This is a genomic window from Bacillus cereus group sp. RP32, from assembly GCF_040459735.1.
GTDB classification, from domain to species: Bacteria; Bacillota; Bacilli; order Bacillales; family Bacillaceae_G; genus Bacillus_A; species Bacillus_A wiedmannii.
The window spans coordinates 4,043,407-4,059,105 of the sequence record NZ_JARVHO010000001.1 but is presented as its reverse complement, the minus strand read 5'-3'; the positions used below and the strand labels follow the sequence as shown (position 1 = coordinate 4,059,105).

Genomic DNA, 15,699 nt, shown 5'->3' with positions numbered 1-15,699 from the left:
AGAAAATGATGAGATAATAAAAGAAAATTCAGAATAATAAAGAGGTGTTTCTAATAAGGAGCACCTCTTTTCACCAACAAAAAGGGGGGAAAGAAGTATGCTTCAATCTAATATGGATGTGAGTTTAGAAAGTTTGGTGAACTCATTACAGTCTACTCGAAGCACGCTATTATCAGAAATTGAAATGTTAAATGATACAGAAGTGAATGTAAAGCCACGCCGTGATAAATGGAGTATTATTCAAATTTTGCATCACTTGCATTTAGTTGAACAATCAGTTACATCTGCCCTTGTATATGCTTTACAAAAAAATGAAAGAAACACGACTCCATTTAAAGACCTCCAACTTACGCTTGATCGCACACATAAACGAGAAGCTCCTCAGCAAATGGAACCAACAGAAACGTTAATGAAAAAACAGCAAGGAATTCAATTACTAGAACATTCACGACAAGAACTATTACACGCGCTTCATAGTGTGATAGATGAAAAAGATTTATTTGAAAATGGATTAAAGCATCCTATTTTTAATGATTTGAATTTGTATCAGTGGGTTCAATTTCTTGATTTGCATGAACAAAGACATCTTACGCAGTTAAAAGAGGCGAAACACGCAATTTTGCAACGATAATCAGAAGGAAGTGGGAGACCACTTCTTTTTTGATACGTGCATAGTTTTCTTTCTTATTTTGGAATACTACATGGAGAAAGAACAGAAGGAGTTGAAAAGTATGTCCAAGAAAAAGAAAGAAGAAGAGCGCGCGTGGAAAGCACGTAAAGAAAATCAAAAACCACATGGTAAAGTGAAAGCCTTTGCTGAATTAGTTGAAGGAACAGAAAAAACGTGATGAGTATTTCATCACGTTTTTTGTATGAGTGGAAAAGTTAATAAGAAGGTTGTACCTGTACCTTTTTCACTTATAATATCAATTTTTCCGTTCATAGCTTGAATAACACTGAATACGACCATCATTCCAAGACCAGTTCCTTTTTCTTTTGTTGAGTAGAAAGGGGATCCAAGGCGTTTTACTTGTTCTTGATCCATACCAACTCCTGTATCTTTTATATACAATTGTATATGTTTATGGTCTGGAACTAAAGTGAGTACGAGATCACCGCCTGTAGGCATAGCCTCAATACAGTTTTTTAAAATATTTAATAAACATTGGTTTAGTTTTTGTTTTTCACCAGTGATATAGAAAGATGTACTTTGTTTGATATAGTGGATACGAACATTTGTTAAATTAGCAAGAGGTGTGATTAAAGATAAGGCATGCAATAATTCTTCCTCTACTTGTAACTGTTGTTCTTTTTCAATACTTGGTTTCGCGAAAGTTAAGTAGTCTGTAAGAACATGATTTGCTTGTTCGATTCCGTTGATGGCTATGTCGATATATAATTTTCGCTCTTGCTCAGTGCATGTATTTGACTGCAAAAGTTGTAAAAATCCTTTTGTTGAAGTTAATGGATTGCGAATCTCATGAGAGATGGACGCTGCCATTTCTCCAATTAAATGGAATTTTTCGGCATTCATAAGTTCGTTTTGAAGACGAACTTGCATTTGTAGTATGTGTAGCAAATATAAAATAAGGATTGTTCCAATTATTGTACATATTTCGTACACGATAATATGTGGTATGTAATCGGCGCTATTTGTAACCTCTGAAAGGAAAGAAGGTACCCAGCCCAAGCCAAATATGAGACTGTAAAAGATAGCGAGTGCTATTTTTATTCGATTAGAACTTCGGTTAAATAGTTTGTATGTTAATAGGAGAACAATAAACAGTAGAACCGAAGCGATAAGGGATGGGAAAACACCTATTCCCCCTAATAAGAAGCGGTATATGTTTAATACAGTTAAGATAGAAGCACCAGCAATAGGGCCTCCTGTTAATGTACCGACAATTAATACGATATGGCGCATATCAAATTGAAATCCATAATTTGTTTTTGCTCCGAAAGTAATACATAGTATGGTAGCGAGGCAACATAATGCAATAAATATAGCTGAATTTAATTTAGGAGAACGTTTCCCTTTTTGATTCCAAAATAGATGGTATACGAGCATTGTAACAAGGATGAATAATATATTTAGAAAGAGATAAATAATAAAGGGTTTCAGTGGGGTGCCTCCTCTCTTCTCTTCTCGCATTAAATTCATCATACTATAAAATGAAAGAAATGAAATGAAAAATAGCGGAAAAATCAGAAATTTTTTCTGGTAGTATACAATATGTTACAATAAGCTTTGTCAATGAAAGAAGGAATTCCGTGCATTGCACGGGAGAGGTTCGCGAACTCCCTCTATAAAAAACTATGGAAACAACAATATCTTTAGGTATTGTTTTGTTTTTTTATTGTGACAGTTCAAGAACGTTCTTTCTTCTTATTCGTAGTAGAGAAGGAGAATGAGTGAAATGAAAAAAGAAAAGGCAGTTGTTGTTTTTAGTGGAGGACAAGATAGTACGACATGCTTATTTTGGGCAATAGAGCAGTTTGCAGAAGTAGAAGCTGTAACGTTTAATTACAATCAACGTCATAAACTAGAAATTGATTGTGCAGCGGAAATTGCGAAAGAGCTAGGAATTAAACATACGGTGTTAGATATGAGTCTATTAAATCAACTTGCTCCAAATGCGTTAACGAGAACGGATATGGAGATTACACATGAAGAAGGTGAATTGCCATCGACGTTTGTAGATGGACGAAATTTACTATTCCTATCATTTGCTGCTGTATTAGCAAAACAAGTTGGAGCACGTCATATTGTAACGGGTGTATGTGAAACTGATTTCAGTGGTTATCCAGATTGCCGTGACGTGTTTGTGAAATCGTTAAACGTTACTTTAAATTTATCCATGGATTATCCGTTCGTAATTCATACACCACTTATGTGGATTGATAAAGCGGAAACATGGAAATTATCAGATGAACTTGGAGCATTCGAGTTTGTTCGAGAAAAAACATTAACATGTTATAACGGAATCATTGGTGATGGTTGCGGTGAATGTCCAGCATGTCAGCTTCGTAAAGCAGGATTAGATACGTACCTACAAGAACGCGAAGGAGCAAATAACTAATGGATAATTTCTTTGGATTTCGCATCGTAGAAAATTTGCAAAAAATGGACAAGGATATTCAGCGTAAACAGCTCAAATATCATAATAAAAGAGTAATGGTCAGCAAGGAATTTACATTTGATGCAGCACACCATTTACACTGTTATGAGGGGAAATGTAAAAACTTACATGGTCACACATATAAAGTTGTATTTGGGATTAGTGGATATGTAAATGAAATAGGTCTTGCGATTGACTTTGGAGATATAAAAGAAATTTGGAAGAATGAAATAGAAATTTATTTAGACCATCGTTATTTAAACGAAACGTTACCAGCAATGAATACGACTGCTGAAAACATGGTCGTTTGGATTTATGAAAAGATGGCAGAAGCATTACTAAAAGATAATCGTGCGAACGAATATAAAGGAGCTCGTGTTGAATTTGTTCGTCTTTTCGAGACGCCAACTAGTTATGCGGAAGTAAGACGGGAGTGGATGCTCGATGAGTAAAATCCCTGTCTTAGAGATATTTGGTCCGACCATTCAAGGTGAAGGAATGGTTGTGGGACAAAAGACGATGTTTATCCGTACAGCTGGCTGTGATTATAGTTGCGCATGGTGTGATTCTGCTTTTACGTGGGATGGATCGGCTAAGGAACAAATTAGACAGATGACAGCAGAGGACGTTTGGAACGAGCTTGTAGAAATTGGTGGCGAAAATTTTTCTCATGTTACGATTTCAGGTGGAAATCCAGCATTGTTGAAAAATATTGAGTTTCTTCTTTCTATATTAAAAGAGAATGGAATGCGGACGGCAATCGAAACGCAAGGGAGTAAATGGCAAGATTGGTTACTTCAAATTGATGAGATAACGATTTCTCCAAAACCACCAAGTTCGACGATGAATACTGATTTTCAGAAGTTAGATGCTGTTATTCAGAAACTAGCAGGAAAAGATATTAGTTTAAAGGTAGTAGTATTTGACGATTATGACTTTGAGTATGCAGTTAAGATGCACGAACGTTATCCAGATGTTCCATTCTTCTTACAAGTAGGGAATGATGATACAAAAACTGTGGATGATGCGATGTTGATTAAAAAATTATTAGATAAATACGAGTGGCTTATTGAAAAAGCGGTTAACTGTAAAGAAATGAATAATGCAAAAGTATTGCCACAGCTTCATGCGTTAGTATGGGGAAATAAACGCGGAGTATAATGAGAAGGGATGTTTAAAATGGCAGGAAGATTAGATGAAGATTTAAAAGATGTAACTTTATTAGGAAATCAAAATACAAAATATTTATTTGAATATAGCCCAGAAATTTTAGAGGTATTTGATAACAATCATCCAAACCGTGATTATTTTGTGAAATTTAATTGCCCTGAATTTACAAGCTTATGTCCGAAAACAGGTCAACCAGATTTTGCAACAATTTATATTAGCTACATTCCAGAACAAAGAATGGTAGAGAGTAAATCTTTAAAGCTATATTTATTTAGTTTCCGCAATCATGGTGACTTCCACGAAGATTGCATGAACGTTATTATGAATGATTTAATTAAATTAATGGATCCGCGTTACATTGAGGTATGGGGGAAATTCACACCACGTGGAGGGATTTCAATTGATCCTTACTGCAACTATGGTCGCCCAGGCACGAAGTATGAACAAATGGCAGACTACCGTATGATGAACCATGATCTATATCCAGAAACAATTGATAATCGTTAATATATAATAGAAAGAAAGGATCTGTATAACATACAGATCCTTTCTTTCTATTATATTATGCATTTTGATTAATGACAGTATAGTTTTTATGACTTACAACTGTAAGAGGTTCCATATCTAGTTCTCTAAAATTTTCCATAATTGTTATATCTACAATAACGGAGTTTTGATTTACTTTTTGAACACGGCCTTGCATTCCACCTTTAAATTCAATGATATCTCCAGTTTCTGCGATCTGCATAAGCAACTCTCCTTGTTACAGTTTTCCAAAAAAAGAATAATTTTGGTTTTTTTTATTTCCTCTTATTTTGAACCATATTGTCTAGTTTGTAAATGTTTCCAAAGTAAAAATTCGAAAAATATTCACATTTTGTAAGAAAATATGCAAGAACTCCAAGTTATTAGAAAAAAAGAACGGTTTAAATGCGTGCATCTTTATATAGGGGTATAATGAAAAAATACAATAACCTACTAAAGTGGGAGAAATTAGAGGCGGTAAAATGATGTTTGAATTTGTGGGGAGTGTTATAGCATTAACTTTATTTGTATTTTCTTATATAAATTTAAAAAAGATTCGTCATCATGAAACGACTATATATTTTGATGGGATGGATGGTATACATGCTGGGGTCACACATGAGAGTGGCGGGGATATGTAAAGGTGTATAACTTTCTTTTTTTGCGTGGTATGATATTTAAAAATAGTACATAATAGAGTTCGTAAGTGATGAATGGAGAGTGGAAAGAATGAAGATTTCTTTTATTCGTCATGGCCGCTTAGATCGTACTATAGAACCAATGACGGTTACATCCTTTCATGAATGGATGAAAGGATATGACTTACATGCTATAACAGAAAAAGCACCTATACCAATGGAAACAATGGAAGCGGTTGAAGCAGCAAAGTTGATTGTAACGAGTGATCAAAGGTGTGCTATACAGTCAGCAGCTGAATTAATGAATTCTTTATCTTTTATGCAAAATTCTCTTTTTAGGGAAGCTGAAATTCCGACGAATTTTTATGCTCCAACATGGTTGAAATGTAAACCTAACGTATGGATGTTTATCGGGCGAACATTATGGATACTTGGGTACCATAAAGGTGTTGAGTCTTATAAGGAAGTAAGAGAGAGGGCAAGGCAAGCGGCTTACTTATTACACCGTTATGCTCTCGTACATGGAAGTATCGCTCTTGTAGGTCATAATTACATTAATGCAATGGTTGGTGCGGAGCTGAGAGCGATGGGATGGTCTGGTTCTCCTATTTTACATAGGAAGCCATGGGGATGTACAACCTATACATTCCACGAAGCGATGGATGGAAATATATTAAATACAAAATTAACATAAAAGCACACGATTTATATATAAATCGTGTGCTTTCTTTTTAAGATATAGAAATTTTGATGTTTAATGTTTTTACGAGATGTGCATAAGGTTCGCCTACAAGCATAACGATTTGATCTTTTTTATAACCTAGTTTTTCATATAGTGAATAGGCACGTTTGTTTTCTAAATTAACAAGTAATGCGATTTTTTCATGCTCCTTTTCAGTTGCATGGATTTCAGCAGCTTCAATTAATTGAGAACCGATTCCTTTTCCGCCATATGCACTTGAAACTGATAATGTATCAATGTAATATTCATCAAGTTCAGCTTCTTTTTCTAATGTAATTGATTCATCTTTATGTAATTCTCTTAAGTAATGTACAATTGGTGCATCAAGACTTGTTGCTTCACTACCGTGATAAGCGACAATAACCCCAACTGCAACCCCGTCTTGTACATATACAAAACAGTTTTCATAGCTCAGTCGATTTCTCTCTTTTGAGAACCATGTTTCAAGTCCTAGTAATACTTCTGTCTCAACTGTGCTGCCTGTGATTTTTTCAGCAATTTCGTGCAGAGCGTTATATAATAAAGGTGCAATTGCCTTCGCATCTGTCTTTTTTGCTTTCCGAATCATAGTATCCCTCCTAATTCTATTTATATATTGTAGCATAGTGGTATGGAACTTTACATAATTGAATGCTGAAATGATTGATATAGAGAAGTAGCTATGTTAGTATATGATATTTAGTGGACATATACTAAAGAGATCTTTTTTGAAAAATAATGAAAATGAAATGAAGGTATAGCACCTGGATAATTTTACAGTTGTTGACCTATAGAATATACGATAAAATAAAATATTGCATAGAGGTGAAATACATGGATAAAGAATTAGCAAATGCAATTTTGGATCAGCTGAAAAATGGTGAAATAAAGGAGTATGTTGTTACGAAAGATGTATTTTATACGTTCAGAGAAGTTGTAGTAAGTCGAGAAGATTTTAAACATATTATTGGGAACGCACAGCGCGGCGGACAAGTAATTTATACATATTCAGAAACGCCACGTTCGTAACTAGAAGAATATAGGGAGGAGAATTATGGGCGATTTTAAACAAGGCATATTACCGCATTGGGATTATATGTGGAAAGATAGAGCTGGCAATAGGTTTATGGGGATGGTCATGTATCCAGAGAAACGAAAGTGTTCGGCAAAAATGCTTCAGAAAATAAAAAGAGCATATGAAGAGGCTATAGAAATTAAAGTAACCATACAAGTTCAACATACATATCAGTACGTAGAAGGAATGATTGTGTACTTTGATGAAGAAGCTCCTGTATGTACAATGATTGATAAAGATGAAAATCCACATCATATATTTGTAAAAGATATTTTGCGCATTGAGCACTCAGAATAATCTTTTCATAAATAAGTTGAATTTCCATAATAATAATCTTTTTCTATAATAGTTATCTTTTAGTATGTAACGCGAACCGAAAGTATATGTATAATATTTAATAAAGTAAAACTGATAAATGTAATCGTTTTTTAGAACAGATTATCGTTTCATGTCTGTTCTTTTTTGCGTGATGCTGGAGAAATATATTCCTCCAGCATTTGCCGTTTTATGACAAAATATATTGGTAACTTTTTTAAAAATAAGGTTAAATTCGTTGACAACTTTTTTGAAAAGCACTTTATTGACATGAGTTTTAGAATGTTGTTTCATAGTCATTGTATTGAAAAAAATCGACTGTCTTGTCGAAAAGTAAAATTTAAAAAAAGAAAGAATTTATACATATATCTTGTGTCTTATTTTGAAACGTAATACAATATATAGAGAAATCAAGAAACAACATACAGAGAGTATAGATTGGAGAGGGAGGGTCGGAAATGATAGTTGCATATGATTCTATGACAGGAAACGTGAAGCGTTTCATTCACAAATTAAATATGCCGGCCGTTCAAATTGGTGAAGATCTAGTAATAGATGAAGACTTTGTTTTAATTACGTATACAACAGGTTTTGGCAATGTACCAGAACGTGTTTTAGAATTTTTAGAGCGCAATAATGAAAAATTAAAAGGCGTATCTGCAAGCGGCAATCGTAACTGGGGAGACATGTTCGGTGCAAGTGCTGACAAAATTTCTGCTAAATATGAAGTGCCTATTGTATCAAAATTTGAGTTATCAGGAACAAATAATGATGTAGAATATTTTAAGGAAAGGGTGCGGGAGATTGCGACACATTGAACTGAATAATGAAATCACGCAAATGCAGGACGGTTTTTATCAGCTTCATAAAGATAAAGAGGCATTAGAAGTCTTTATGGAAGAAGCTAGAGAAAATACCGTTCATTTTAATAGCGTGGCAGAGCGAATGGAGTATATGAAAGAATATGATTACTATTACAACGTTCTGGACGAGTATAGCTTGGAGGAAGTAGAAGAGGTATATAACATCGCTTATGGTGAAAACTTCGAGTTCCAATCTTATATGGCAGCATCTAAGTTCTACAAAGATTATGCGTTAAAAACAAATGATCAAAAACAATACTTAGAAAGCTATGAAGATCGTGTAGCAATTGTTTCATTATACTTAGGACGCGGTGATGTTGCGAAGGCAAAACACTTCGCAAGCATGATTGTAAAACAAAACTACCAACCAGCGACACCAACCTTTTTAAATGCGGGACGAAGCAGAAGAGGAGAAATGGTGTCTTGTTTCTTGTTAGAGATGGATGATAGCTTAAATTCAATCGGCTTTAACATTAATACTGCAATGCAATTATCAAAAATCGGCGGTGGAGTAGCTTTAAACTTGTCTAAGCTACGTGCACGCGGTGAGCAAATTAAAGGTATCGATAACGCTGCAAGTGGTGTAGTACCTGTTATGAAATTACTTGAAGATTCGTTTTCATATGCGAATCAACTTGGGCAACGAAAAGGTGCCGGCGCAGTATACTTAAACATTTTCCATTGGGATATTATTGAATTCCTTGATACAAAAAAAATAAATGCCGATGAGAAGAGCCGTATTCAGTCTCTATCAATCGGAATTATCGTTCCAAGTAAGTTCTTTGAGCTTGCTGAGAAAAACGAACCTTTCCATGTTTTCGCGCCTTATACGGTGTATAAAGAATACGGAAAGCATTTAGATGATATAGACATTGATGAAATGTACGATGAATTAATGAGCAATCCGAAAGTGAAGAAGAAGCCGCTAGATATTAGTGCACGTGATATGCTTATTAAAATTGCTATGATTCAGCTTGAGTCTGGTTACCCATACTTAATGTTTAAATCAAATGCAAATAACCAACATCCACTGAAGGATATTGGAACTGTGAAGATGTCGAACTTGTGTTAAATATGTAGCACCTTCTAGTAGAAATGCTAGTCGAAAACTCCGTTAAACGGGGAAAGCCTCAAATTTGAGGTAACCTACCGTGCTAAATCTTATCTTAGAATGAAAATATAAAAGTTCAGAATGTATCTTATTATTTTGTATAGCAGAGTTATGGGACAACATAAAGTAATAAGAGACTTTCTGAAGTATGTAAGATAAGTAAAAGCCTAACGACTATCCCTTATGGGAGTAGAGCGCAAGCGATTGGCGTTCGAAAAGCGGAGCACCTAATCAGGTAATGCTGTAGGTGATGATATAGTCTGTCCTGTATGGTGACATACAGCAGTTGCATGAGCAACGGACTGAGGAGTAGCGGACTTGGTTGAACATTCGAGACAGAAATCTTCCAGCTTCAAGAAACTTCTGAAATAAATGATTACGGTACAGATGATATTATCCGTCGTGATATTAACTGTAATTTAGGATCGTTAAATATCGTGAATGTAATGGAAAATAAAGAAATTCGTGAAGCTGTTCATGCGGGAATGGAAGCTTTAACAGCTGTGTCTGATATGACGATCATTCCGAATGCACCAACTGTGAAAAAAGCAAATGATGAGCTTCATTCAGTTGGACTTGGCGCAATGAACTTACACGGATATTTATCAAAAAACAAAATCGCATATGAAAGTGCAGAAGCGAGAGAGTTCGCTCGTACATTCTTTATGATGTTAAATTACTACTCTATTGAGAAAAGTATGGAAATCGCTAAAGAAAAAGGGGAAACATTTAAAGACTTCGATAAGTCTGATTATGCGAATGGCACATACTTTGAAAAGTACGAAACGACAGATTACAGCCCAGTAACTGAAAAAGTTCAGCAACTATTTGAAGGAATTCATATTCCAACAAAAGAAGATTGGACAAGTTTAAAAGAGCAAGTGAAGAAGAATGGATTATATAATTCATACCGTCTTGCTATCGCTCCAACACAATCTATTAGTTACGTTCAAAATGCAACTTCAAGCGTAATGCCGATCGTAAGTCAAATCGAATCAAGAACATATGCGAATGCGACAACATATTATCCAATGCCGTATTTATCAAAAGATACGTTCTGGTACTATAAATCTTCTTACGATATGAATCAGTTTAAATTAATTGATTTAATCGCAGAAATCCAAGAACATATTGACCAAGGAATTAGTACAATTCTTTACGTTAATAGTGATATTTCAACACGTGAATTAGCACGTTACTACATCTATGCACATAAAAAAGGCTTGAAGAGTCTTTATTATACGAGAACACGTAAGTTAAGCGTGGAAGAGTGCGTAGCTTGTACCGTTTAATATAAAAAGTGAGACATCATGAGCAGGGTTTTCTGAACCCTGCTCATGCTTAGTTATCAATTTTTCATGTTTATTTAGAGAAGGGGCGATTGAATGCGTGCGGTAAACTGGAACAAAAAAGAAGATGATTTTAGTTTAATGTTTTGGAAGCAAAACATCGCTCAGTTTTGGACAGAAGAAGAAATCGCGGTATCTTCTGACAAAAATACTTGGGCACAATTATCAAAAGAAGAGCAGGTTGCTTATAAGCGTGTATTAGGTGGTTTAACACTTTTAGATACGAAACAAGGTGGCGAAGGGATGCCACTTGTACTTGTTCATCTTGAAAATTTACAAGCGAAAAGTGTATTAGCTTTCATGGGAGCTATGGAAGAAGTACATGCGAAGAGTTACAGTCATATTTTCACAACGTTAGCTACAGAAGAAGAAATTGATGATATTTTTGAATGGGTAGACAATCATCCATTACTTGAGAAGAAAGCTGGTATTGTTACTGGTTACTATCGTCGTTTATTAAAGCCTGAAGTAACGAAAAAAGAGTTATACATGGCAATGGTAGCAAGTGTATTCTTAGAAAGTTACTTATTCTATAGTGGATTCTTCTACCCACTTTACTTAGCAGGTCAAGGTAAATTGACGGCAAGTGGTGAGATTATTAACCTAATAATTCGTGATGAGTCAATTCACGGCGTATTCGTCGGTATTTTAGCACAACAACTCTTCGCAGAACTTTCTGCAGAAGATCAACAAGAAGTGCAAAAAGAAACACAAGAGTTATTAATGGAACTATATGAAATTGAAATGGCATACACAGAAGAAATTTACACTTCTATCGGTCTTGTAGAGGATGTAAATCGTTTCGTTCGTTACAATGCGAATAAAGGACTTATGAACTTAGGACTTGAGCCGAAGTTTGAAGAAGAAGAAATTAACCCAATCGTTTTAAATGGTTTACGTACAGATACGAAAAACCATGATTTCTTCTCTGTAAAAGGGAATGGTTACGTAAAAGCAACGAACGTTGAAAAGTTAGCTGACGATGACTTCGTGTTTGATTTTTAATATATACTCATAAAGAAAAGCTGTCTTATTCATTGATAAGACAGCTTTTCTTTATGGGTTTGTTTACATAACACTATTATTTTTGTATAAGAATTTCTGTTTAAAAAGTTCTATCCAGCAAATGGATAGAACTTTTTTGTAATTAAATGGGTATTTACAAACTGTTTGTATCGGTGTATTATTTAACTAGTACACCAATACAAAAGGAGGGAAGAAATGAAAATAGAGTTTTCTCCAAATACACCAATTTACATTCAGGTAATGGAATACATAAAAAAAGAAATCGTAACAGGACATTTATTGCCGGGTGATAAAATTCCCTCTGTACGTGAATTAGCGAGTGAATTACAAGTAAATCCAAATACGATTCAGCGTACATTTCAAGAGCTAGAACGGGATGGGGTTGTTGTCACACGTAGAGGAATGGGACGATATGTAACGAATGAAGGGGAGAAAATTATGGAGCTGCGAAAAGAGATGGCGAAAGAATTACTTCATTCTTTTATAGATGGAATGGACAATTTAGGTTTTTCAGAAGAAGAAATTCTTACAATCCTTCGCTCTTCATTACACGAGAAGAGGGAGGAGAGCGAATGACAGAGCTATTAAAGATAGAAAATTTATGGAAGAGATACGGATTAAAAGCAGTGATCCGTGAATTAAACATAGAGATTACGGAAGGGAAAATTATAGGACTCGTTGGAGATAACGGGAGCGGGAAAACGACGTTATTGAAAATGATTGCAGGCTTGCAACACCCTTCTGAAGGTAGTATTACAATAGCCGGTAAAAAGGTAGGATTACAGACGAAAGAAATCGTTTCATTTATGTCCGATAAGCCAATCTTTGATGATTGGATGACTGTAAAAGACGCTTTATTTTTCTACCGAGATTTTTATAAGGACTTCGATATTCAAAAAGCGGTAGATACGATTGCAGAATTTAAAATACCGTTAGAAGAAAAAGTTATAGCTTTATCAAAAGGTATGATTGAAAAGCTACAAATTATTTTAACATTTTCGAGGAAAGCAAAGTTATACGTACTAGATGAACCGCTGGGCGGAATTGATCTTGTTTCTAGAGAACACGTATTGAATCTCATTTTACAATTTTATAGAGAAGATTGTACGATACTAATCTCGACTCACTTAATAAATGAAGTTGAAAATATTTTTGATGAAGTAATCTTTTTAAAAGATGGGGAAATTGTATTGTATGAAAATGTAGAAGAGTTACGTTTTCAGAGAGGAAAAGCTGTTACAGAGGTGTTTAAGGAGGTGTTTAGTAGATGAGGTCGAGCTTAATATATATGTACAATATAAATAAAAAGCAAATTATTATTTCTTTGTTATCATTTATATTCGTTGTCGCTGTAGCTTTCGTAAGTTTGGGAAATTATATTAAGCAAGAATCAGGAGAGGTAAGGCAAATAATTATAGTTAGCTTGGTTATTCTAGTATATATAACCTTTTTGGCAATGATATATATTCAAGCGGTGTCTGCATTTGGGAAAATGACTAAAAGTAGATTATTCCGCTTAACACCGACATCCGGTAAAAAGATTGTTTTAGCAATAGTGTTATATGCTATAATTTATCTCCTTATTTTCGAATTAATAGGTTCTATTTTTTTATATAGTATTTCTATGAAAATAATAAAAGGTACAGAGCTCTATGAAGTGTTATTTACCCAAAGTGTATTCAATCCACTAAAGCACCTCTTTAGTACCATGTTATATGTATTTAAATTATCTAGCATATTGCTGGTATTACTTTTTTCAGTAGCTAGTGTTAAAATGTTTTCTTTGAAAAAGAAGAAGCTTGAATATACGATTATACTTTTCTTATTTTTATTAGTAACAAAAGTGATGAGCATTATATATGAAATGTTGGGTGGGCTTGCTCCTATAGTGCCCTTAATAAGAAATTTAGTTTATATAGACGAATCATTAGATGCAGATATAATGTTATTTCCAGGAAAACTTATGAATTTATATAGCCTTAGTTTTTCTATAGGAATATTTATTCTACTTGTTTATATAACAGGTCGCATAATCGATAAAAAACTAGAAGTCTAAAGGAGGAATCAACATTGGGAAATGTAGTAGTAAAGTTAGAGAATGTTCGAAAAAAGATTGGTGGAACAGAAATTATTCGCGGTTTATCATTTGAAGTTCGTGAAGGGGAAGTGTACGGGTTTCTTGGACCGAATGGTAGTGGTAAAACGACGACAATTCGTATGATGACAGGTCTTATATCAATGACAGAGGGCGATATTACAATTTGCGGTCATAGTATTCGCACGGAGCGTGAAAAGGCGCTAGAGCAAATTGGGGCGATCGTAGAAAATCCTGAACTATATGATTATATGACTGGAATGCAAAACTTAAAGCATTTTGCGAACATGGCAATTACACCAATTAGTAAAGAGCGCATTGCTGAGATTGTAAAGCTTGTCGAATTAGAGCACGCGATTCATAAAAAGGTGAAAACATATTCACTTGGTATGAAACAACGTTTAGGAATTGCACAGGCATTACTTCATCAGCCGAAAATCTTAATTTTAGATGAGCCGACAAATGGATTAGATCCAGCTGGTATTCGCCAAATTCGTGATTATTTACAAAGTTTAGCGAAAGAAGAGAATATTGCTGTAATCGTATCAAGTCACTTATTAAGTGAAATTGAACTCATGTGTGATCGCGTCGTTATTATTAAGCAAGGTGAGTTTGTGCAAGAGTACAACTTACACGAACAAGCGAAACATGATGAGACAGTAGTTGTAGCGTTTGAAGTAGATCAAGTACAGAAAGCAAATGAAATCATTAAAGGTAAGACGCAAGGAGATGTAATTGCAGTATCTGTAATGAAAGAAGAAATCCCACAACTTGTAAAAAAACTTGTGAATGACGATGTGCTTGTATACGGAGTTACTGTTCAAAATAAAACGTTAGAGGATGAGTTCTTAGCGATTACAGGGGGAGTGAAAGCGTAATGTTTAAATTAATTCAAAATGAATTTTTAAAGTTACATGCGAAAAAAGGTATGTATATTTTAATTGGTGTCATTGCAGTATTGGAGATTTTGGGAGTTTTAGCGATGCTGAAATGGGGAGACGGAAGTGAATTTAAAGGATCATATTTAGATTTTGCAAGTTCAGAGATTGGTTTAATTACTTTGTTTGCAACAATTTTTGGGATTACGATTGCTTCTCGTATGATTACTGATGAGTTCCAAAAAGGTACAATTAAGCAGTTATTAATCCGTCCAAGAAAACGAATTACAGTTTTATTCTCTAAATATATTACAGTGTTACTTACTATAGTATTTATCATATTTGCTAGCACGTTAATTGCAATGATTATTGGCGGAATTGTAATGGATGGTAGTAAAACAGAATTAACGGTAGGAATCGTAATGAAATCTACTTTATATCAAGTACTTTCGCCGTTCTTCTTTGCGACGCTTGCATTTTTCTTAGCAAACGTATTTAGAAAATCTGTATTATCATTAATAATTGCGATGTTCCTCTTCTTTTTACAAGGAGCAATTAATATGGTATTAATGATGTTTGCAAAAGGTGTAGCGAAATTTGTAGTGTTTTTCCATTTAAATTTAAGTGTGTACGATAGCAATAAATTAGTAAGTGGCGGAACGGAACCAACATTTACAGAGTTTACATTTACAACTTCATTATTACTTGTAGCTGCATACTTTGTTGTATTACTTGTAGCATCAAGTGTATTATTCCAAAAACGTGACGTATTATAATAAAAGAAATCCCCGCTTGTAAAAACGGGGATTTTTAT

General features: G+C 34.4%; 21 protein-coding genes, 1 pseudogene and 1 riboswitch. Of the genes and pseudogenes, 19 read left to right on the top strand and 3 right to left on the bottom strand.

Annotation, left to right across the window (positions count from 1 at the left end; all coding sequences use genetic code 11):
• Positions 1-97: 97 nt before the first annotated feature.
• Complete coding sequence (locus tag QCI46_RS20955; RefSeq protein ID WP_087984814.1) at positions 98-631, top strand: DinB family protein; 534 nt, start codon at positions 98-100, stop codon at positions 629-631.
• Positions 632-731: 100 nt separating this feature from the next.
• Positions 732-848, top strand: a complete 117-nt coding sequence (locus QCI46_RS20950; RefSeq protein ID WP_000038254.1) for a DUF6254 family protein — start codon at positions 732-734, stop codon at positions 846-848.
• 11 nt (positions 849-859) lie between these two features.
• Here the strand turns inward: QCI46_RS20950 and QCI46_RS20945 are convergent, their stop codons facing one another.
• Positions 860-2,068 (bottom strand): ATP-binding protein, encoded by a 1,209-nt coding sequence (locus QCI46_RS20945; protein ID WP_353841915.1) that lies wholly within the window; start codon positions 2,066-2,068, stop codon positions 860-862.
• A gap of 212 nt (positions 2,069-2,280) precedes the next feature.
• A riboswitch (PreQ1 riboswitch) is annotated at positions 2,281-2,324 on the top strand.
• Positions 2,325-2,417: 93 nt separating this feature from the next.
• On the opposite strand from QCI46_RS20945, the gene queC reads away from it, so the two are divergent.
• From queC to queF, 4 genes are read left to right on the top strand one after another with little or no spacing between them, the layout of a single operon-like run.
• Positions 2,418-3,080: a 7-cyano-7-deazaguanine synthase QueC gene (gene queC / locus QCI46_RS20940; protein WP_000711595.1), complete on the top strand. Its 663-nt coding sequence runs from the start codon at positions 2,418-2,420 to the stop codon at positions 3,078-3,080.
• Complete coding sequence (queD, locus tag QCI46_RS20935) at positions 3,080-3,571, top strand: 6-carboxytetrahydropterin synthase QueD (RefSeq protein WP_000368411.1); 492 nt, start codon at positions 3,080-3,082, stop codon at positions 3,569-3,571. Before queC ends, queD begins: the two co-directional genes overlap by 1 nt.
• A complete protein-coding gene (queE, locus tag QCI46_RS20930; RefSeq protein WP_000036302.1) occupies positions 3,564-4,280 on the top strand; it encodes a 7-carboxy-7-deazaguanine synthase QueE in 717 nt (238 codons plus the stop codon). Before queD ends, queE begins: the two co-directional genes overlap by 8 nt.
• An 18-nt stretch (positions 4,281-4,298) precedes the next feature.
• Entirely contained in the window at positions 4,299-4,796 is a 498-nt protein-coding gene (gene queF, locus QCI46_RS20925; RefSeq protein ID WP_000918895.1) for a preQ(1) synthase, read from the top strand.
• A gap of 55 nt (positions 4,797-4,851) precedes the next feature.
• Here queF and QCI46_RS20920 read toward each other — a convergent pair whose 3' ends face one another.
• The gene (locus QCI46_RS20920) at positions 4,852-5,037 is read right to left on the bottom strand and encodes a YkvS family protein (protein ID WP_001165081.1); all 186 of its coding nucleotides are present in this window, start codon (positions 5,035-5,037) and stop codon (positions 4,852-4,854) included.
• Positions 5,038-5,296: 259 nt separating this feature from the next.
• Between QCI46_RS20920 and QCI46_RS20915 the strand changes: the two genes are divergently transcribed.
• On the top strand, positions 5,297-5,455 hold the full coding sequence (locus QCI46_RS20915) for a hypothetical protein (RefSeq protein WP_353841932.1): 159 nt from the start codon (positions 5,297-5,299) through the stop codon (positions 5,453-5,455).
• Positions 5,456-5,543: 88 nt separating this feature from the next.
• Complete coding sequence (locus QCI46_RS20910) at positions 5,544-6,146, top strand: histidine phosphatase family protein (protein WP_131932860.1); 603 nt, start codon at positions 5,544-5,546, stop codon at positions 6,144-6,146.
• A gap of 37 nt (positions 6,147-6,183) precedes the next feature.
• On the opposite strand, the gene QCI46_RS20905 is transcribed toward QCI46_RS20910, so the two are convergent.
• Positions 6,184-6,762, bottom strand: a complete 579-nt coding sequence (locus QCI46_RS20905; RefSeq protein WP_048544992.1) for a GNAT family N-acetyltransferase — start codon at positions 6,760-6,762, stop codon at positions 6,184-6,186.
• A gap of 245 nt (positions 6,763-7,007) precedes the next feature.
• Here QCI46_RS20905 and QCI46_RS20900 point away from each other — a divergent pair, with 245 nt between their 5' ends.
• From QCI46_RS20900 to QCI46_RS20850, 11 genes and pseudogenes are all read left to right on the top strand, one after another.
• On the top strand, positions 7,008-7,202 hold the full coding sequence (locus QCI46_RS20900; protein ID WP_000356682.1) for a hypothetical protein: 195 nt from the start codon (positions 7,008-7,010) through the stop codon (positions 7,200-7,202).
• Positions 7,203-7,227: 25 nt separating this feature from the next.
• Positions 7,228-7,545, top strand: a complete 318-nt coding sequence (locus tag QCI46_RS20895; protein ID WP_000502194.1) for a hypothetical protein — start codon at positions 7,228-7,230, stop codon at positions 7,543-7,545.
• Between the two features lie 476 nt (positions 7,546-8,021).
• On the top strand, positions 8,022-8,381 hold the full coding sequence (gene nrdI, locus QCI46_RS20890) for a class Ib ribonucleoside-diphosphate reductase assembly flavoprotein NrdI (RefSeq protein ID WP_000634376.1): 360 nt from the start codon (positions 8,022-8,024) through the stop codon (positions 8,379-8,381).
• A pseudogene (locus QCI46_RS20885) lies at positions 8,368-9,495 on the top strand (ribonucleotide reductase N-terminal alpha domain-containing protein); the annotation flags it as partial. The gene nrdI and the pseudogene QCI46_RS20885, both read left to right, overlap by 14 nt.
• A gap of 383 nt (positions 9,496-9,878) precedes the next feature.
• Positions 9,879-10,829 carry a ribonucleotide reductase large subunit gene (locus QCI46_RS20880; RefSeq protein ID WP_353841914.1) on the top strand — a complete coding sequence of 317 codons (951 nt, stop codon included), beginning with the start codon at positions 9,879-9,881 and terminating at the stop codon, positions 10,827-10,829.
• 93 nt (positions 10,830-10,922) lie between these two features.
• Positions 10,923-11,891 (top strand): class 1b ribonucleoside-diphosphate reductase subunit beta, encoded by a 969-nt coding sequence (gene nrdF / locus QCI46_RS20875; protein WP_353841292.1) that lies wholly within the window; start codon positions 10,923-10,925, stop codon positions 11,889-11,891.
• Between the two features lie 216 nt (positions 11,892-12,107).
• Positions 12,108-12,488, top strand: a complete 381-nt coding sequence (locus QCI46_RS20870; protein ID WP_000687513.1) for a GntR family transcriptional regulator — start codon at positions 12,108-12,110, stop codon at positions 12,486-12,488.
• Positions 12,485-13,183, top strand: coding sequence for an ABC transporter ATP-binding protein (locus tag QCI46_RS20865; RefSeq protein ID WP_353841291.1), 699 nt, complete (start codon positions 12,485-12,487; stop codon positions 13,181-13,183). The genes QCI46_RS20870 and QCI46_RS20865 overlap by 4 nt, the downstream gene beginning before the upstream one ends.
• Positions 13,180-13,968, top strand: coding sequence for an ABC transporter permease (locus QCI46_RS20860; protein WP_353841290.1), 789 nt, complete (start codon positions 13,180-13,182; stop codon positions 13,966-13,968). The genes QCI46_RS20865 and QCI46_RS20860 overlap by 4 nt, the downstream gene beginning before the upstream one ends.
• Before the next feature lie 14 nt (positions 13,969-13,982).
• A complete protein-coding gene (locus QCI46_RS20855) occupies positions 13,983-14,885 on the top strand; it encodes an ABC transporter ATP-binding protein (protein WP_353841289.1) in 903 nt (300 codons plus the stop codon).
• On the top strand, positions 14,885-15,661 hold the full coding sequence (locus QCI46_RS20850; RefSeq protein WP_353841288.1) for an ABC transporter permease: 777 nt from the start codon (positions 14,885-14,887) through the stop codon (positions 15,659-15,661). Before QCI46_RS20855 ends, QCI46_RS20850 begins: the two co-directional genes overlap by 1 nt.
• The last annotated feature ends 38 nt before the right edge of the window (positions 15,662-15,699 follow it).